Source organism: Nocardia aobensis NBRC 100429 (assembly GCF_000308375.1).
GTDB lineage: Bacteria > Actinomycetota > Actinomycetes > Mycobacteriales > Mycobacteriaceae > Nocardia > Nocardia aobensis.
The window spans coordinates 80,010-98,595 of sequence record NZ_BAFQ01000162.1 but is presented as its reverse complement, the minus strand read 5'-3'; the positions used below and the strand labels follow the sequence as shown (position 1 = coordinate 98,595).

General features: G+C 67.9%; 16 protein-coding genes. 6 read left to right on the top strand and 10 right to left on the bottom strand.

The features are described from left to right. The coding region (gene metG / locus RJ03_RS21505; protein ID WP_036505204.1) for a methionine--tRNA ligase at positions 1–1,318 on the bottom strand (1,318 nt) is incomplete at its 3' end. 113 nt (positions 1,319–1,431) lie between these two features. Between metG and RJ03_RS21500 the strand changes: the two genes are divergently transcribed. After that, positions 1,432–2,268, top strand: coding sequence for a TatD family hydrolase (locus tag RJ03_RS21500; RefSeq protein WP_036505201.1), 837 nt, complete (start codon positions 1,432–1,434; stop codon positions 2,266–2,268). A 195-nt stretch (positions 2,269–2,463) separates the two neighbouring features. After that, the gene (locus RJ03_RS21495) at positions 2,464–3,591 is read left to right on the top strand and encodes a resuscitation-promoting factor (protein WP_036505257.1); all 1,128 of its coding nucleotides are present in this window, start codon (positions 2,464–2,466) and stop codon (positions 3,589–3,591) included. Here RJ03_RS21495 and RJ03_RS21490 read toward each other — a convergent pair whose 3' ends face one another. Then, a complete protein-coding gene (locus RJ03_RS21490; protein WP_036505254.1) occupies positions 3,592–4,353 on the bottom strand; it encodes an SDR family NAD(P)-dependent oxidoreductase in 762 nt (253 codons plus the stop codon). Positions 4,354–4,546: 193 nt separating this feature from the next. On the opposite strand from RJ03_RS21490, the gene RJ03_RS21485 reads away from it, so the two are divergent. Together RJ03_RS21485 and rsmA are read left to right on the top strand one after the other, a co-directional pair. Next, complete coding sequence (locus tag RJ03_RS21485; protein WP_083871238.1) at positions 4,547–5,731, top strand: alpha/beta fold hydrolase; 1,185 nt, start codon at positions 4,547–4,549, stop codon at positions 5,729–5,731. 22 nt (positions 5,732–5,753) lie between these two features. Next, on the top strand, positions 5,754–6,635 hold the full coding sequence (gene rsmA, locus RJ03_RS21480) for a 16S rRNA (adenine(1518)-N(6)/adenine(1519)-N(6))-dimethyltransferase RsmA (protein ID WP_036505199.1): 882 nt from the start codon (positions 5,754–5,756) through the stop codon (positions 6,633–6,635). Positions 6,636–6,696: 61 nt separating this feature from the next. Here the strand turns inward: rsmA and RJ03_RS21475 are convergent, their stop codons facing one another. From RJ03_RS21475 to RJ03_RS21455, 5 genes are all read right to left on the bottom strand, one after another. Further along, a complete protein-coding gene (locus RJ03_RS21475) occupies positions 6,697–7,398 on the bottom strand; it encodes a VOC family protein (RefSeq protein ID WP_051025012.1) in 702 nt (233 codons plus the stop codon). A 385-nt stretch (positions 7,399–7,783) separates the two neighbouring features. Then, positions 7,784–8,185, bottom strand: coding sequence for a hypothetical protein (locus RJ03_RS21470; protein ID WP_036505198.1), 402 nt, complete (start codon positions 8,183–8,185; stop codon positions 7,784–7,786). Between the two features lie 145 nt (positions 8,186–8,330). Next, entirely contained in the window at positions 8,331–10,568 is a 2,238-nt protein-coding gene (locus tag RJ03_RS21465; RefSeq protein WP_036505196.1) for a heavy metal translocating P-type ATPase, read from the bottom strand. Then, positions 10,565–11,443 carry a DUF8832 domain-containing protein gene (locus RJ03_RS21460; protein ID WP_036505195.1) on the bottom strand — a complete coding sequence of 293 codons (879 nt, stop codon included), beginning with the start codon at positions 11,441–11,443 and terminating at the stop codon, positions 10,565–10,567. The genes RJ03_RS21465 and RJ03_RS21460 overlap by 4 nt, the downstream gene beginning before the upstream one ends. Beyond that, positions 11,444–11,650 carry a heavy-metal-associated domain-containing protein gene (locus RJ03_RS21455; protein WP_036505193.1) on the bottom strand — a complete coding sequence of 69 codons (207 nt, stop codon included), beginning with the start codon at positions 11,648–11,650 and terminating at the stop codon, positions 11,444–11,446. Between the two features lie 285 nt (positions 11,651–11,935). Between RJ03_RS21455 and RJ03_RS21450 the strand changes: the two genes are divergently transcribed. After that, on the top strand, positions 11,936–12,862 hold the full coding sequence (locus RJ03_RS21450) for a 4-(cytidine 5'-diphospho)-2-C-methyl-D-erythritol kinase (RefSeq protein ID WP_036505192.1): 927 nt from the start codon (positions 11,936–11,938) through the stop codon (positions 12,860–12,862). Between the two features lie 71 nt (positions 12,863–12,933). Here the strand turns inward: RJ03_RS21450 and RJ03_RS21445 are convergent, their stop codons facing one another. Beyond that, positions 12,934–13,890 (bottom strand): LLM class flavin-dependent oxidoreductase, encoded by a 957-nt coding sequence (locus RJ03_RS21445; RefSeq protein WP_245552350.1) that lies wholly within the window; start codon positions 13,888–13,890, stop codon positions 12,934–12,936. A 576-nt stretch (positions 13,891–14,466) separates the two neighbouring features. On the opposite strand from RJ03_RS21445, the gene RJ03_RS21440 reads away from it, so the two are divergent. Further along, complete coding sequence (locus tag RJ03_RS21440) at positions 14,467–16,269, top strand: ABC-F family ATP-binding cassette domain-containing protein (protein WP_036505187.1); 1,803 nt, start codon at positions 14,467–14,469, stop codon at positions 16,267–16,269. Between the two features lie 58 nt (positions 16,270–16,327). Here the strand turns inward: RJ03_RS21440 and RJ03_RS21435 are convergent, their stop codons facing one another. After that, positions 16,328–17,263 carry an Abi-alpha family protein gene (locus tag RJ03_RS21435; RefSeq protein ID WP_245552349.1) on the bottom strand — a complete coding sequence of 312 codons (936 nt, stop codon included), beginning with the start codon at positions 17,261–17,263 and terminating at the stop codon, positions 16,328–16,330. Next, positions 17,260–18,582: a DUF445 domain-containing protein gene (locus RJ03_RS21430; protein WP_083871237.1), complete on the bottom strand. Its 1,323-nt coding sequence runs from the start codon at positions 18,580–18,582 to the stop codon at positions 17,260–17,262. The genes RJ03_RS21435 and RJ03_RS21430 overlap by 4 nt, the downstream gene beginning before the upstream one ends. Between the last annotated feature and the right edge of the window lie 4 nt (positions 18,583–18,586).

The window sequence follows — 18,586 nt, the reverse complement described above, 5'->3', positions numbered from 1 at the left end:
CCCACGGCTGCTGCGCGGAGAAGTACTTGTTCGTCTCGCCGAGGGTCAGCCAGATCGCCTCGAGCGCCAGATGCAGCTGCTGCCCGTCGAATTCGGTGCGGCAGCGCTCCAGCAGGCCGTTCGCGCGATCGAGCAGTTCCCGATCGGCGTCGGTGAATTCGCCGGGAGTCGGTACGGCGGAATCGAAATCGCGCGCCACCATCTTCAGGCTGCGCTGCACCAGATTGCCGTACTCGTTGGCCAGATCGGTGTTGATCCGCCCGACGATGGCGTCGTGACTGTAGGAACCGTCCTGGCCGTAGGAGATCTCGCGCAGCAGGAAGAACCGCACCGCGTCGAGACCGTACTGGTCGACCAGCGCCAGCGGATCCACCACATTCCCGACCGACTTCGACATCTTCTCGCCCTTGTTGAACAAGAAGCCGTGCACGAAAACGCGTTTCGGCAATTCGATACCCGCCGACATCAGGAATGCCGGCCAGTAGACGGTGTGGAAGCGGGTGATGTCCTTGCCGATGATGTGCACATTCGCCGGCCAGAACCGCTGGAACGCCGCCGAATCGGTATTCGGGAATCCGACACCGGTCAGATAGTTGGTGAGCGCGTCCACCCACACGTACATCACATGCGCCGGATCACCGGGCACCGGCACACCCCAGTCGAAGGTGGTGCGCGAAATCGACAGATCCTTCAGACCGGCCTTCACATAGCTGACGATTTCGTTGCGCCGGGTCGCGGGCAGGATGAAATCCGGTGTGGTCTCGTACAGTTCGAGCAGCCGGTCCTGATATTTCGACAACCGGAAGAAGTAGTTCGACTCCTCGGTCCATTCCACCGGGGTCCGGGTTTCGGTCGCCAGGCGCGTCCCGTCCTCGGCGACGGTGGTCTCCTCCTCGGTGTAGAAGGCCTCGTCGCGCACCGAGTACCAGCCCGAATAGGTGTCGAGGTAGATATCGCCGTTGGCCTGCATGCGCTCCCAGATCGCGATGCTGGCGGCGAGGTGATCCTCGTCGGTGGTGCGGATGAACCGGTCGTAGGAAATGTCGAGCGCCTTGTCCATGCGTTCGAACACATCCGAATTGCGCGCGGCGTATTCCTCCACGGAGACGCCGGCGGCGCGCGCGGCCTGCTGCACCTTCTGGCCGTGCTCGTCGGTGCCGGTCATGAAGAACACGTCGTAGCCGTCGAGCCGCTTGAACCGTGCCAGCGTATCGGTGGAGATGTACTCGTAGGCATGGCCGATATGCGGCGCGCCGTTGGGATAGGCGATCGCCGTGGTGATGTAGAAGGCCGGTGAGGTGCGTTCGGGTGCGCTCATGGTGTGTCCACTCTAATCCGCCGCCGATAATCCCTCGCGTCGATATCCCGTCGTCCGCTCGGCGCTCCCGCCGGGTTCACCTGCCGTCGGTGCGGTGTGTCTAATCTGGTCCGATGCCCGGTAAACGACCCGCACCCGAGCCGCCCGAACCGCTGTCGCCGTTGATCGACGCGCACACCCACCTCGATGCCTGCGGCGCCGAGGACGCGGAATCGGTTGCCGCCATGGTGGATCGGGCCGCCGCCGTAGGTGTCGGCCGGGTGGTGACCATCGCCGACGACCTCGATGCCGCCCGCTTCGCCGTCGACGCCGCGCACTGGGATCCGCGCGTGTACGCGGCGGTCGCACTCCATCCGACCCGGGCGAACGCCCTGGACGATGCCGCCCGCGCCGAACTGGAGAAGCTGGCCGCCGACCCCCGGGTGGTCGCCGTCGGCGAGACCGGGCTCGACTACTACTGGCCCGGCAAACTCGACGGCTGCGCCGATATCGAGGATCAGGTCGAGGGCTTCCGCTGGCATATCGACCTCGCGAAACGACTCGGTAAGCCGTTGATGATCCACAACCGCGAGGCCGATCACGACGTGCTGGCGGTCCTGCTGGACGAGGGCGCGCCGGAGACGGTGATCTTCCACTGCTTCTCCTCCGACGCCAATATGGCGCTGGCCTGCGTGGCCGAGGGGTATCTGCTCAGCTTCTCCGGGACGGTGAGTTTCCGGAACGCGCACGAACTGCGCGAGGCCGCGAAGCTGGTGCCGGACGAGCTGATCCTGGTGGAGACCGATGCGCCGTTCCTGACCCCGCACCCGTTCCGGGGCGCGCCGAACGAGCCGTACTGCCTGCCCTACACCGTGCGGGCCCTGGCCGAGCTGCGCGAACAGGATCCGGCGGCGCTGGCCGAGATCACCACCGCCAATGCGGAGCGGGTCTACCGGTTGCCGAGGCGCTGAGCCCGGCGCGTGCGGTGCGTCACATAAAACGCGACCGGAATGCGAGGTGTGCTCCAGTTCACTTACGATTGCGCGGTCGTGATATTTCCGGATCGTCGATATCGAATCGTGATGTGGAAATCCCCTGTTCCACGGCATGTAGTTGCCAGGGACTGACCCCCTCGTTATCGTATTGTGACCATGCCGGAGTTTCGGATATCCGCTCTCCAGCGGATCAACGCGTCGCGCTCGCCGCTGCTGTATGCGGCGATCGCCGCGATGCTGATCACCCTGATCATCGGGGCGAGTCTGGCGATCGTCAGCCGCAAGACCGTCACCCTGGTCGTCGACGGTCAGCGCACGACCGTCACCACCATGGCCGCCAGTGTGAAAGGCGTGCTCAAGGCCGGTGGCTACAAGCTGGCCGGTAAGGATTCGGTGTCCCCGTCCGGGGATGCCGGCGTCACCGACGGCGCCACCATCACGCTCAACCGTGCCCGGCAGATCGCGCTGACCTTCGACGGCAAGACCAAACAGGTGTGGACCACCGCCTACACCGTCGCCGACGCGCTGACTCAACTGCAGCTGCCCGGCGACGTCTTCGTCTCGCCCTCGCGCCCCACCCCGCTGCCGCTGCAGGGCGCCGCGCTGGCCGTCACCAGCCCGCGCACCGTGCAGCTGTCCGACAACGGTGAACCGATGAGCTACGTGCGGCTGGCCGCACCGACGGTCGGGGAGCTTCTGCAGGTGCAGGGCGTGCCGCTGACCGGCGAGGACACCGTGCAGCCCGCGGCCGTCACCCCGCTGCACGACGGTATGAAGATCACCGTCACCCGCAAGCACACCGAGAAGGTCACCGAACGCGAACCGCTCGACCCGACCGAGAATGTCATCGAGGACACCGACCTCAACATGAGCCGGACCGTCGTCGAGAATCCCGGCAAGGCCGGGGTGCAGGACGTCACCTACGCGGTCTCGATCGTCAACGGCAGGGAAGAGTCGCGTGAGGCCGTGGGGCATACCGTCGTCGTGCCCGCTCAGCCCAAGACGGTCCGCAAGGGCGCCAAGCCTGGCACCGAGGTGCCGCCCGTGCGCGACGGTGCGGTCTGGGACGCGCTGGCCAAATGTGAATCGGGCGGCAACTGGGCCATCAACACCGGCAACGGGTACTTCGGCGGCATTCAGTTCGACCAGAGCACCTGGTCCCGGCAGGGTGGTCTGAAGTACGCCGAGCGGCCGGATCTCGCCACCCGGGAAGAGCAGATCGCGATCGCCGAGGTGACGCGGGCCCGGCAGGGCTGGGGTGCCTGGCCCGCGTGCACGAGTCGCCTGGGAATCAGCTAGTCACATGAGCGCGCCACCGTCGACGCGGATCTCCGAGCCGGTGATGTAGCGGCCGTCCTCGGAGGCGACCATGGCGACCACGCCCGCGACGTCGGCTGGTTCGCCCAGGGCGCCGCCGTTGAGCCAGCCGGTCAGCCGGGAGAAGAGGTTCCAGTCGGCGTCCTCGGGGGTTTGCAGGTTGTTGGTGATACCGCTGGTGATGCCGCCCGGGACGATGTTCACCGCGCGCAGGCCCTTCTGCGAATACTCCAGCGCGACCGCATGGGTCATCGCGTTCACGCCGCCCTTGGATGCGGCGTAGGCGGCCATGTACGGGTTCGCGCCGAGTGCGGCGGTGGAGGAGAAGTTCACGATCACCGGATGGTCGGACTGCAGCAGGGTCGGGATGGCCGCCTGCATCATCAGGAAGGTGCCGGTGAGATTGATGCCGATCACCTGATTCCAGCTCTCGAACGCCATCTCGTGGGTATGCGCGGTGCGCATGATCCCGGCCGCGTTGACCAGCACGTCCAATCCGCCGAGATGATCGACGGCCGCGGCGACGGCGGGGCGCACCGATTCCGGATCGGCCACGTCGACGGTGACGGTATGCAGCCGATCGCGGTCCGAACCCACCTCCGCCACAGTCTCTTTCAGCCCGGGCTCGGAGATGTCGGCGCCGACCACGTGTGCTCCCTCGGCGAGCATGCGCACCACGATGCCCCGCCCGATGCCCGAGCCCGCCCCGGTCACCACCACCCGTCGTCCCTCGTGCCTGCGCATCATTGCGGCCGTCCTCTCCTGCTGCGTCGCGCGCGGTGAGACCGGATGTGCCACCGCCTGTTCCGCGAGTACACCGAAACTAGAACGTGTATCAATTGACGTCAACGCTCCGCGACGCCCCGGCCTGGGGATTTCCGGACCGTGCGGTGTGCGCACCGTAAAATCAGCAGATCCCGACGATGTGAGGTGCCCCATGCGGTTGTCGAAATGTTCGGCTCGGATCCGTCGGCCGCTGACGGCCGCGGCCATGTTCACCGCACTGGCGGCCGCCTCGGTCGTCGCGGTGCCGCAAGCCGCAGCCGAGCCGGCCGCAACGACGATGTCGGTCACCGCGCAGCCGGACGGCTGGCACGGTATGACCGGAGGGGCGCTGCTCGACTATCGGACGACGACTTCGCAGGGGGCGTCCGTTCCGGCCAGCGGTGCGGTGTTCCTGCCGCCGGGTGAGCCGCCGGCGGGTGGCTGGCCGGTGGTCGCCTACGACCACGGCACGAGCGGACTCGGCATGGGCTGCAGCGGCATCTCGAATCCGGGCACCGCGCCCTATCCGTCCGGTCGCGCCAAGGAAGACCGCATCCTGCAGTACTTCCAGTCCAAGGGATTCGCGGTGGTCGCGCCCGACTATCTCGGGCTGGGCGCGTTCGACACCGGGCCGCATCCGTATCTGGAGCGGCAATCCGAGGCGACCGCCACCATCGACCTGCTGCGGGCGGCGCGGGCGACCTATCCGCAGTTGTCGCGCACGTGGATCGCCGTCGGCGCGTCGCAGGGGGGTCAGGCCGCGCTGGGAACGGGCCATCTCCAGCAGAGCTACGCGCCCGAGCTGGACTTCCGCGGGACCATCGCGGTCGACCCGGAATCCGATCTGGAACATGTGCTGCCCATCGCCGGGCCGTGGGTGCCGAATATCCCGCAGCTCGGCGACGGCAGTACCGCCTTCATCGCGGGGGTGCTCGTCGGAATGCGGGAGACCCGGCCGGATATCGATGTCGACAGCTATCTGAGCCCCCGTGGGCGCCAACTGCTCGACAGTATCGGCACCCTGTGCCTGGACGGGATGATCGAGCAGGTCAACGGCGCCTCGCTCGGCGATCTGCTGTCGCGACCGCTGGGCGATCCGCGGTTCACGGCCGCTCTCACCGACTATCTGGCCGTGCCCACGAGCGGCTACGACGCGCCGATTCTGTTGCTGCTCAACGCCACCGACCGCACCGTGCCATCGCCGCTGCACGCCGCGCTGGCCGCCCAGCTGGCCGCGAACGGCGTGGATGCGCGGTCGGTGGTCGGCACCGGGCAGCACTGCGACCTGAATCCGCAGATGTGGGCGGCGATGGACGCGTTCGTCGCGCGGGTGCAGTCCACGCCGTACGTGCCCTGATCGCACTGATACCTTGGCGGGCGTGTCCGAACCTGTGAGCGAAGCCCGTGGCCTGGCCGAACTGCTCGGCCCCGCCGAAGTGCGGGTGCTGGCGGAGCGGTTCGGTGTGCGCCCCACCAAACAGCTCGGACAGAACTTCGTGCACGACGCGAACACCGTGCGGCGAATCGTCGCGGCGGCCGGCGTCGGACGCGACGACGTGGTGCTCGAGGTCGGCCCCGGCCTCGGTTCGCTGACACTGGCACTGCTCGACGTCGTGGATCGGGTGATCGCGGTGGAGCTCGATCCCGTTCTCGCGCAGCATCTTCCGGAAACGGTGTCCGACCGCGCCCCCGAGCTCGGCGACCGGCTGACCGTGGTCCACGGTGATGCGCTGCGCGTGTCGGCCACCGATATCCCGGGCGAGCCGACGGCACTGGTGGCGAACCTGCCCTACAACGTAGCGGTACCCGTGCTGCTGCACCTGCTCGCCGAATTGCCCAGCATCCGAACGGCTTTGGTGATGGTGCAGGCCGAGGTGGCCGACCGCCTCTCCGCCGAACCCGGCTCCCGCATCTACGGCGTCCCCAGCGTGAAGGCCGGCTTCTTCGGCACCGTCCGCCGCGCGGGAGCCGTCGGCCGCCAGGTGTTCTGGCCCGTCCCCCAGGTGGAGTCGGGACTGGTCCGCATCGAACGATTCGACCAACCACCCTGGTCACTGGACACCGCCCACCGCGAGCGGGTCTTCGCCGTGGTGGACGCCGCATTCGCCCAGCGCCGCAAGACATTACGCGCCGCCCTCGCGGGCTGGGCCGGATCTCCCGCCGAGGCGGAACGCCGCTTGCTCGCCGCGGGAATCGCCCCTACCGCCCGCGGCGAAACACTCCACACCGCAGCGTTCGTCCGCCTCGCCGAGCAGGGATGACCAGCCAGCAGCGGACTTCCGAACCGTGGGTGTTGTACGTACATGGTTTCGACGGCAAGGTCTATCCGTACGTACTCGATGCGGGCTGCGTCTGAGCGCACTGAACGACGGCTTCGTCTGTCAGGGTGAGCTTTCCGCTGTGGGTTGCGGATTCGATGTGGATCGAGAGCGGTCCGGTGGCGGGGATGTCCTGCTCGGTGGGGAACCAGATTCGGCCGGAATTCGCCAGGATGAGTAATCCGTCGTGGCTGCCGACCGGGGCGAATCCGGGTAGTTGCGGTGGGAAGGGCGGGATTTCGAACGCTTCGGCGAGGTGACGGACGGTCTGGCGGACATCGGGCACGCCGATGCCGACCTCGCTGATCGACAACAGGCGCGGGGTTTCGTCGGCGCTGCCCGGGACGGCTCGGTCGGCCTGGCGGGCGATCAATTCCAGCAGGATCCCCTCGGGGCCTCGGAAATACAGTGATCGGGAGTCCCAACCTTCCGGGCCGTCGATGATGTCCGACCCGGCGACGGTGATCAACTCGGTCCGCTGCCGTAACCATCGGCGGGCCGAGTCGAAGTCGAGCGGGGAGATGCCGAAGGCGAGGTGATGCACTCCGTCGAAAGCGGCGCCCGCCCGCACCCTCAGTCTGCTGGAGCCGATGTCGACGACGATGCCCTCGGGTTGCGTGGTGACCGTAAGGCCGAGAAGATCGCGGTAGAACTCGGTCGAGGCGGCGAGATTCGTTGTGGTGAGCTCGACTTCGAGGATCTTCATCGCGGTTCCCTTCGGTGGACGACTGTCGTTTCCGACGCTAGAACCTCAACTGCGGTTCAGATCAAGTGGTCGTCGGGGTGCGAAGCCGGCCACGAGCTACTGGATCGCGGCGGGTGTGCGGCGAAACGTACTGGGCGCCTTGCCGTGCTCGGCTGAACTATTCGTGCAAACCTGCGTGAAAATGCGCGAAATCCGCAAAATTGGGGGCGGTTTGCACGCTCAGTACACGGTCAGCCGCGAAGAGTGCCCGACTTGCGCACGCGCACGGCGAACTCGTCGTTGTGCGTGCCCGGTGGTGCCGCCATTCCACGGGCCGGCGCGATGGTGACTCGCCGCCCTCCGTGAGGTGAGCGCACCCCACTCCGCCGATGCGGTACGACGCTGGTCACATGCGACTCGGATCGTGGGGGCGGGAGTCCGCGACGGGTACGCGGGTCTGCGAGTCCTGTGACGGGGGTTGCGGCGCATCGGTGGGGTTGTCGCTCGGCGGGGTGAACGGGATCGGCAGCGGAACCGGGGGAGTGGCGGGGCGGTCGCGCATGATCACCACCGAGTAGGCGCACAGCGTCGCCATCACGACGAATCCACCGCTGACGAGGATGTTCTTCCCTGTCGAATTACCGCTGACGAACGGCGTGCCGATGGCGAGGAGGAGCGACCCCACCGCGCACATTCCCAGGCTCGCTCGGAAGGCCTGCTGTCTGAGGTCGTCGAGGGCGCGTGCGAGAAACATCGCGGCGATGCTGACGAACCAGATCACCAAACCGATCGCGAACAGGATGCTCATGTGGTCCCTGCCTTGTCCTCGTGCGCGGCGTCGGGTGTCCGGTCGACGCGGCGGCGCATTCATCTCTTCGGACGGAAAGTATGGCGGACCGGCGCGGGAACGCCGAATGTCCCGTCCGATCGGACGGGACATTCGGCGGATTCGTTCAGCGGAAGCGCCGCAGGCGCAGGCTGTTGCTCACCACGAACACACTCGACAGTGCCATGGCCGCACCCGCGAGCATCGGGTTGAGCAGTCCGGCCGCGGCCAGCGGGATCGCCGCCACGTTGTAGCCGAAGGCCCAGAACAGGTTGCCCTTGATGGTGCGCAGGGTGGCCCGGGAGAGCCGGATGGCCGTGCCCACGGTCCGCAGATCGCCGCGGACCAGGGTGATGTCGCCGGCCTCGATCGCCACGTCGGTGCCGGTGCCCATCGCCAGACCCAGGTCGGCCTGGGCGAGAGCGGCCGCGTCGTTGACGCCGTCGCCGACCATCGCGATGACCTTGCCCTGATCCTGCAGGCGCTTCACCACGTCGAGCTTGTCGGCGGGCAGCACCTCGGCGATCACCTCGTCGATGCCGACCTGATCGGCGACCGTGCGAGCCGTGGCGGCATTGTCACCGGTCAACAGCACCGGCGTCAGTCCCAGCGACCGCATATCCGCGATGGCTTCGGCGCTCGAGGCCTTGATCGCATCGGCGATGACCAGCACGCCGCACGCCTGCCCGTCCCACGCCACCACGATCGCGGTGCGACCGGCGGACTCGGCCTCGGACTTGGCCTGCGCCAACGACTCCGGCAGCGTGATCGACCAGTCCGCGAGCAGTTCGGTGCGGCCGATCACGACCGCGCGCTCACCGACCAGGCCCTGCACGCCCTTACCGCCGTGGCTCACGAACTGCTGCACCGGCTCCCCGGCCAGACTCTGTTCGGCGGCGCCGCGCACCACGGCCCGGGCCACCGGATGTTCGGATCCGTGTTCCACCGCCGCGGCCACGGCCAGCAGTTCGTCGCGATCCTGGCCTTCGGCGGGGATCACCTCGGCCAGCGACATGGTGCCGGTGGTGACGGTGCCGGTCTTGTCCAGCACGACGGTGTCGATGCGCCGCGTCGATTCCAGCACCTGCGGACCCTTGATCAGGATGCCGAGTTGCGCGCCCCGGCCGGTGCCGACCAGCAGTGCGGTGGGCGTGGCCAGGCCGAGCGCGCACGGGCAGGCGATGATCAGCACCGCGACCGCCGCACCGAAGGCCACCGCCACCGCGGCGCCGCTGCCGAGCCAGAAGCCCAGCGTCACCACCGAAATCGCGATCACGATCGGCACGAACACCCCGGCGACCCGGTCGGCGAGGCGCTGCACGGGCGCCTTGCCGTTCTGCGCGTCCTCCACCAGTGCGGCCATCTGGGCCAGCTGGGTGTCGGCGCCGATGCGGGTGGCCCGCACGGTCAGCACACCGCCGGCGTTGACGGTCGCGCCGATCACGGAATCGCCCGGACCGACCTCGACCGGCACCGATTCGCCGGTCAGCATGCTCATGTCGACGGCCGAATTGCCGTCGGTGACCACGCCGTCGGTGGCGACCTTCTCACCCGGACGCACCAGGAACAGATCGCCGACCCGCAACTCCGACACCGGGATTCGATGTTCGGCGCCGTCGCGCAGCACCGCCACATCCTTGGCGCCGAGTTCCAGCAGCGCTCGCAGCGCCGAACCGGCTCGTTCCTTGGCCCGGGTCTCGAAATACCGCCCGGCCAGGATGAACACGATCACACCGGCCGCGACCTCGAAGTAGATATTCGACGCCGAGGCGGAGCGTTCGACCGCGAAACTGAAGCCGTGCTTCATTCCCGGCATTCCGGCATCGCCGAAGAACAGCGCGTACACCGACCACGAGTAGGCCGCCAGCGTGCCCAGCGAGATGAGGGTGTCCATGGTGGCGGTGGCATGCCGCGCGTTGATCCAGGCGGCGCGATGGAACGCGGCGCCACCCCAGAACACGACCGGCGTGGCCAGCGTCAGCGAAAGCCATTGCCAGTTCCGGAATTGCAGTGCCGGAATCATCGCCAGCGCGATGACCGGAAGCGCCAGTGCGAGGCTGACCAGAAGTCGATGCCGCAGCTGCCGCAACGGTGAATCGGTCGAAACCTCCTCGGCCGAAACCGTTTCCGCGGGCCGGTTGTCGTGGACGGTGGCGGTGTAGCCGGTGTCGACGACACGTTCGATGAGCTGATCCGCCGTCACCGTTTCCGGGAAGCTGACCTTCGCCTTCTCGGTGGCGTAGTTGACCGTGGCCGTGACACCTTCGATCCGGTTCAGCTTCTTCTCGATGCGTGCGGCGCACGAGGCGCAGGTCATCCCACCGATATCCAGCTCGACGGAGCGCTCTGTCGTGGGCGCGCTCATTGGTGACCTCCTCCGTGCTGTCCGGTGTGCTCGTTGTCGTGTTGCCCGCTCTGCTGCCCGGCTACCGCCTCGGCGGTGAATTCCGCCGTGTGCACCGCGCCGCCGTGGGCGAAGTCCAGGTAGAGCCGGAAGGCGCCGGCGCTGGGCGCTTGGGCATGGAAGGCGACCCGCGGCCCGGCGGGAGTCGAGTCGACCTCTCCTTCGGGATGAACATGAAGGTAGGACAGATCGTTCCCGCGCAGTGCGACCAGATGCCCGTAGGCACCCAGATAGGGTTGCAGATCGGTGACCGGCCGTCCGTCGCGGGTGACGGTGAATCCCACCTCGCCGCCGCCGGTCGACAGATCGCCGTCCATGCGGACCTGGTAGCCGTCGACGGTGGTGGTGCGGGATACGGGCGGCAGGGGCCGATCGGCGGTCGCGCCGGCCACGGTGACCGTGCGGCTGAGCACCAGTTCGTCCGGTGCGGTGGCGGGCCGGGAATCGGCGAAGATGCGGTAGGTGCCCGGCCGGGCCCACTGCCAATCGATCGACCAGGTGCCGGTGTCGTCGCGGACCGGGTGCACGTGCCGGTATTCGGTGGCATCGGAGCGGACCGCGATCAGATGCAGGTCCCGCTCGTGCAGATCGGTGTATCGAGTGACCGGTGCGCCGTCGGGGCCGGTGATCCGGAATCGGAGGGTGCCGGGGGTTCGAGGTTCGGTAGGTGCGGCCACCTCGGAGAGGGTGTAACCCTCCTGAGTGGCCTGGAGTCCGGTGCCGTGCCCGGGGGCCGGCTCGGCCGGATCGCCCACCAGGGCGCCGATGCCGAGCGCGGCCCCGAACAACACGACCAGTCCGCCGCCGAAGGCCGCGAACTTCAGTCTGTCGTTCATTCAGCTCGCCACCTGATATCCCGCCTCGTCGACGGCGGCGAGGACCGCGGCGTCCGTCAGCGGTGCGGCGGATTCGACCTGGACGCGACCGGAGGTGAGGTCTACGTCGACACTGGTGACACCGTCGATCTTGCCGATCTCCTTCTGCACCGACGCCACGCAGTGGCCGCAGGTCATCCCGGTGACGGTGTAGGTGCTGGTAGCCATGATCGCTTCCTTCGCTCGCTCTTATACGGTGCGGGGGTATCCCCTGACATGTCTGAACATACCCCCCATGGGTACCCGGCGCAAGGGTGAGAGGCGAGGAATTCCGGCCGCGGTGATGCGTATCTCCGCCGGAGTCTGTCTGCCCTGGTGGCGGCCTGTCATCGGCCACTGGTCCGGCGCCGCCGGTCCGCGGCAGCCGCCCGGCATCGGCGAGTTCCCAGCCGCGGGAGCCCCGCGTCGCGCGGCAAACCGACCGTTTGCCGCGCGGCCGGATAACCTAGCCCCGTGCTGTCTGTAGTACCCAGTTCCGTGGTTGTGCGCGCCCCTTCGAAGGTGAACCTTCATCTAGGGGTCGATGACCTGCGTAGCGACGGATACCACGAACTGACCACGGTCTTCCAGGCACTGTCGCTCGCCGACGACGTGCGGATCGCCCCGGCCGGATCGCTGGCCGTGAGCGTGCACGGGGAGGGTGCCGCACAGGTGCCGACCGATCGCACGAACCTGGTGTGGCAGGCGGCGGTCCGGCTCGGACATCTGGCCGGCCGCGCTCCGCTGGTGGAGATCGAGATCGAGAAGGGTATTCCGGTGGCCGGGGGGATGGCCGGCGGCAGCGCGGATGCCGCCGCGACGCTGGTCGGACTCAACGAGCTGTGGAGTCTGGAGATGTCGCGCGACGAATTGGCCGATGTCGCGGCCGAACTCGGCAGCGATGTGCCCTTCGCCCTGCACGGCGGCACCGCACTGGGGCGCGGCCGTGGCGAGAAACTGCTGCCGGTGTTGTCGCGCAACACCTTTCACTGGGTGCTGGCGCTGGCCAAGGAGGGGTTGTCGACGCCGAAGGTGTTCGGCGAACTGGACCGGCTGCGGGAGAACGGCGAACCGCCGCGCCTCGGCGATCCGCAGGAACTGTTGCAGGCCTTGGCCTCCGGCGACGCCACCCAGCTCGCACCCTTGCTCGGCAACGATCTGCAGGCCGCCGCCCTATCGCTGAATCCGGCACTGCGCCGCACCCTGCGGGCCGGCGTCGAGGCGGGCGCCCTCGCCGGAATCGTCTCCGGTTCGGGGCCCACCTGCGCCTTCCTGTGCGGTAGCGAAGCCGATGCGGTGGCCGTATCGGCCGAACTCTCCGGCGCGGGTGTGTGCCGCAGCGTTCGTATCGCGACCGGGCCGGTGCCGGGTGCGCGGGTACTAGCCGACGGGCGGCACTGACAGCCTGACGGGCCGGTGCCGATCGGCGCGCGAGTGGCGTCGTTCGCCCCCGGCCCTACCGATGACGTCCCTCAGGCGAGAGCGTCGGTGAGGCGGTCGACCTGTTCCGGGTCTCGCCCGTAGCAGTAGAAGATCACTTCGTCGGCGCCGAGATCGGCGAATTGTTTTGTGACCGTGCGGATCTGGTCCGGGGTGGTGAGCATGCCCTCGACCATGAACTCGGCGCGACCGCTGAATTCGTAGTAGGCGGCCATGGCCGAGCGTGCCTCGTCGATCACCGCGTCCGAGCCGAGTGCGGCATTGACCTGCGCGACGATGCGAGGTTCGCCCGGGCGATCGTATTCGCGCCAGAAGCGGTGCACGGTGTCGAACAGGCCCGGCGCCCACGCGGGTGCGGCGGCCGCGAGGAAGCCACCGCCCCAGCGCGCGACGCGTTCCAAGGCGGCGGTCTGGAACCCGCCGAACAGCAACTCCGGGCCGCCGGGGGTCTGCGGCTGCGGGCCGATCGCGGCGCAGCTCTCGCTGTAGGGTTCACCGGACCAGAGCCTGCGCATCGTCGCGACCTGCTCGTCTAAACGCTTTCCGCGCGTGCGCAATTCGGTGCCGGACGCTTCATGGTCGTCGGCGCGGCCGCCGACACCGAGACCCAGGGTGAACCGGCCGCCCGAGAGCCGGTCGAGGGTGGCGGTTTGTTTCGCGAGCAGCGCGGTCTCGCGCAGCGGCGCGATGAGCACTTCGGTCTGCAATCGGATCCGCTGCGTCGCGCCGGCCAGAAGGGCAAGTGTCACAAGGGGTTCCGGATTGTCGTAGACCAGTCGGTCGAGCAGTCCGAGGGTGGAGAACGGGCCCGATTCGGCCCGCTCGGCCCATTCGACGAGTGATTGCGGATCGGCGATCGGCAACCCGATGCCGACCTTGACGCCGTGGGCCGCGCGCATCGCGTCCGGTAGCCCGGAACTCCCGGGGGAACGGTCGTGCGACGTCGAAACGGACGACGACGAGGCGATGGCAGATGACGAGTCGGTCATGAGAATCCTCCGAATGTGGGGTCGACAAATCAGCGCCGCCCACTCCGCGCCTCATGAGGCGGGGCTCCCGCACTACGGCCATACTTCTGGAGAACCCATGTGGATTGCAAGCAGACTACCTATGCCTCAACGCGTTTCGCAACCGCAGTGCGCGGCGGTGAGCCACTGCTCGCCACGGCCGACATCTACTCGGCGGCTTCCGACACCGCGCGGTCGTCGCGCACCGGACGCTCCTCCGGTCACCGATGAAGGTGACCGCCCATTCGCACGGCCACCGCCTGCGCGACCTCGGAGGCCGGCGTGCGAGTGCGGCCCGGCTCAGCCGGGAGTCCACGAAACTCACGCGCCACCGGTGTTCGGTCGCTCGGAAGGACGCGATCCCGAGCAAGCGCAAGACCGAGGGCCGGTTCACCCGCGCCGGAAGGGTGCGCCCTCGTGCCGTAATGTTCACGGGTGAAGCCGACGGGCGTGGTCCCGCCGCTGCGGAAGCGCAGCCGGCGCGCGCGACGCGGCCGGACCTGCGCCGAGCTCGTGGCACACCCGAAGGCCCCGCCGTACTCGGAGAGGACTGACCCCTTGGCGAATCTGATCAATCTGGAGCAGGTCGACAAGAGCTTCGGAATCACCCCGCTGCTGGACACGGTGTCCCTCGGCGTGCAGGAGGGTGAGCGGATCGGGGTCGTCGGTCTCAACGGTGGGGGCAAGACCACACTGCTCGAGGTGCTGACCGGGCTCGAACAGCCCGACAGCGGACGGGTGAGCCGCATCAACGGCCTCCGCATGGCGGTCGTGACCCAGCGCGGTGTGCTGCCGGAAGGGGCCACGGTCGGGGAGGTGGTACTGGCCGGGCTCGCCGAAGACGCGCGCACCGACGGTGTCGCCGAGCACGAGTGGGCCGCCAACCCACGTATCCGCAGCGTGCTCGACGGTATCGGCATCGCGGATCTGGGGATGGACGCCTCGGTCGCGAATCTGTCCGGTGGCGAGCGCCGCCGCGTCGCGCTGGCCGCCGCGCTGGTGCGCGAACTGGATCTGCTGGTGCTCGACGAGCCCACCAACCACCTCGACGTCGAGGGCGTGCAGTGGCTGGCCGAACATCTGCTCGCGCGCCGCAGCGCACTCGTGGTGGTCACCCACGACCGCTGGTTCCTCGACACCGTCGCCACTCGCACGTGGGAAGTGGTGGGCGGCAAGGTCGAAAGCTACGAGGGCGGCTACAACGACTGGATCTTCGCCCGCGCCGAACGGGCCCGCCAAGCCGATGCCACCGAGGCGCGCCGGCGCAATCTGGCCCGCAAGGAATTGGCGTGGCTGCGACGCGGCCCGCAGGCCCGCACCTCGAAACCGCGCTACCGGGTCGAGGCCGCCGAGGCGCTGATCGCCGATGTGCCGCCGCCGCGCGACACCGTGCAGCTGGCCTCCTTCGCGCGGAAACGCCTGGGCCGCGTCGTGATCGAACTCGAGGACGCCACGCTCACCACTCCCGACGGCCGCGAGCTGGTGCGCGATCTGACCTGGCGGTTGGCGCCGGGGGAGCGAGTCGGCCTGGTGGGTGTGAACGGGTCGGGCAAGACCACCCTGTTGCGCGCTCTCGCCGGTGACGCGGAACCGGCCGCGGGTAAGCGAATTCAGGGCCAGACCGTCCGGATCGGCTGGTTGCGGCAGGAACTCGACGATTTGCCCACCGATATGCGGGTATTGGAAGCGGTGGCCGAGGTCGCCGAGCGAACGATGCTGGGAGACAAGGAGATCAGCGCCGGTCAGCTCGCCGAGCGGCTCGGGTTCACACCGGCCAAACAGCGCACTCCGGTAGGTGATCTGTCCGGCGGTGAGCGCCGCCGTCTGCAGCTGACCCGCATCCTGATGGGGGAGCCGAATGTGCTGCTGCTCGACGAGCCCACCAACGACCTCGATATCGACACCCTGCAGCAACTCGAGGATCTGCTCGACGGCTGGCCCGGCACTCTGGTCGTGATCTCCCACGACCGGTATCTGATCGAGCGCATCAGCGATTCCACCTGGGCCCTGTTCGGCGACGGCAAGCTCACCAACCTGCCCGGCGGCATCGAGGAATACCTGCGTCGTCGCGCGGCACTCGCCGACACCTCTCGGCGTCCCTCCGGAGCCTCGGCTCAGGACGAAACATCCTCTCCCGCAACAGATTCCGCGGCCTATCGCGCCGCGCGCAAGGAGTTCGGCCGATTGGAGCGGACGCTGGAGAAACTCACCGAGCGGGAGGAACGCCTGCACACCGCGCTGGCCGAAGCCGCCACCGACCCGGAGAAATTGGTGAGCCTCGGCGCGGAACTGAAGCAGGTGCAGGCCGAGAAGGAATCGACCGAGATGCGCTGGCTCGAACTCGCCGAAGAGGTCGGCTGAGCGTATGTGGTGCGGTCGGCCCGGGCGGGCCGACCCTCGCAGAACGTGTCCGGACTTTTCAGAGGGCGTGGCCCAGGGGCGGCACCGGCAGGCACGCACACGTGAAATCCGTGCCGAACGAGGTGAGCGCGATGCTGCGGTAGGCGACCTTGGTGCCGAATCCGCGCTTGAGCAACCGCCGCACCTCCGGCTGTGATTCCAGCAGCTGATAGCGGACCGGATTGTCCAGCTGATCGCCGTCGACGGTGATGAGTCCGAGGCGGCGCAGATTCGTCAGATAGGTGATCGCGCGGTCGGCGAAGCGCAGCGCCGCGGTCTCACCGATCAGCGACATGCCGACCTCGATGCGCTGGGTGCCCGAACTCAGCGGCCGCCCGGTGCGGATGTCGAGCGCCGGCTGCGGCCCGTCGAGATACAGGAAGCGCAGGATCCGGGCCTCGTCGGGAGCCAGTTCGGCCAGGATGCGCGCGAAGGCCGGATGATCGCTGTCCTCGCAGTGCACATCGGCCGAGCGGCGCAGCAGTTCGGCGCCGCGGTCGCGCAGGCTCGGCGCCGTCGGGGCGGGGGCGCCGCCGGAGGTGGCATCGATGCCGAGTGCGCGCCGCAGCGAGTCGCGAACCTGCTCACCGGCCTCGGAGAGCACATGGCGCGGCGGCTGCCCGGACATACTGCCGCGCACCACCGTGGCCGTCACGCCGACCGCGGTGCCCAGGCTCCAGGCCGCGGCCTCGCTGACGGCGGACAGCGCCACCCGCACCACACCGGTCGTGGTGCGCACGGGACCGGCCCACCCCGGGCGGGCATCCTCGGGCAGCATCAATTCGGCCGACCGGCGTGCGACGAGGTCGGTGGTGCGGGGGTCCGGTTCCGGGAAGACCGTCTCGATTTCGGTCGCACCGGTACCGGCCGCCGCGTCGCCGGACTCGGCGACCACCTCGGCGTATTCGATCGAAAACTCGGCGCCGTCACCGTTTTCCGGTGCGGATCCGCTCACAGCCATACGTTCGCTACTTCCGTTCCGAAGATCAGAAGATGAGCGTAACCGGCGATGAGCCCCAGCACACCGCCATGGACGAACAAAAGCCACTCGTCCTGTTTGATCGCCGCGCGCAACATGTCGACGAAGTCCGGCGGCTTCAGCGCCGCCATCTGCTTGGCGATGTACTGGCTGACCTGCCGGCTCTGCTGGGCGTTGAACCCGGGATCGGCGAAGGCGGCCGGCGCCAGCGATTTGGCCTCGTCGGTGAAGCGGGTCTGCAGGGTCGCGTAGTCCCGGCTGCCGATCATGAACTTCAGCGCCCCGCGCATCGGCCCGAGCGCGCGGTCGGTGGCCGGGCGCAGGGTGTCCTCGAGGACCTGCATGGTGCGGTCCGAGCGCGGCCCGTTCAGCAGTTCGTCACCGACATTGGCGATCGTGATGATCTGGGTGGCCACCAATTCGGCGTAGCCCTCGGTGATTTCGGGTTGCCGCTTGATCAGCAAGCCCTGCCGCCACGGGCACCACCACTTCGGATAGGCGGGCTCGAAGATCATGTTGAGCCCGATCCAGTTGACCACCCAGCCGATGATCACACCGCCGACCGGCAGCACCACCAGCGGCGACCAATGCGTCAGATGCAGCACCGCGACGAGCACCAGACCCATCGGCGCGCCGAAATAGAAGCCGAAGTTCTGCATGAACCGCAACTCCTTGGCGCCCAGCACCTGAAAAACGGTGTTGAGCAACTGCGGCCGCGACTGGAAATACCGGATCACCATCTGTTTGACATCGAGCAGTTGTTCGATGTTCGACCCGAGTTCGTCGGTCAGTTCCTTGAGGATCTCGGGGAGTTGTTCCCGGACCCGCTCGTGTACCAACTCCCGGACCTGCGCGGGCAGGTTGTACCAGAGCTGCGGATGTTCGCGGCGGGCAATCTCCTCCACGATGTCGCGGATCTGCGATTGCGCCATATCGGTCAGATGCGCGGCCAGTTCATCGGGCTCGAGTTCGCGATAGAAGTCGGCGACGCTACCGAGTTTCGAGAGCCCTTTGTCGACCGCGATCGAGGCCATCTTGTCCGCGCGCGAGGGTACGATTCCCTGCCAGCCCATGCGGCCGTCGTACTGCAGCAACGGCAGCACCTGAATGCGCTTGGGAAGATAGGGGAACAACCATTTCAGACCCGGTACCCGAAACCCGTGAAAGCGTAGCGGCTTGAACAGCATCAGGATGCCGGTCCAGTTGGTGATATAGCCGATGACACCCGTGAAGAGGGGGATCGTGATCAGTTCCAGCAAAATCGTCGGGTGAAAACCCAGCAAACTATCCAGCACGACA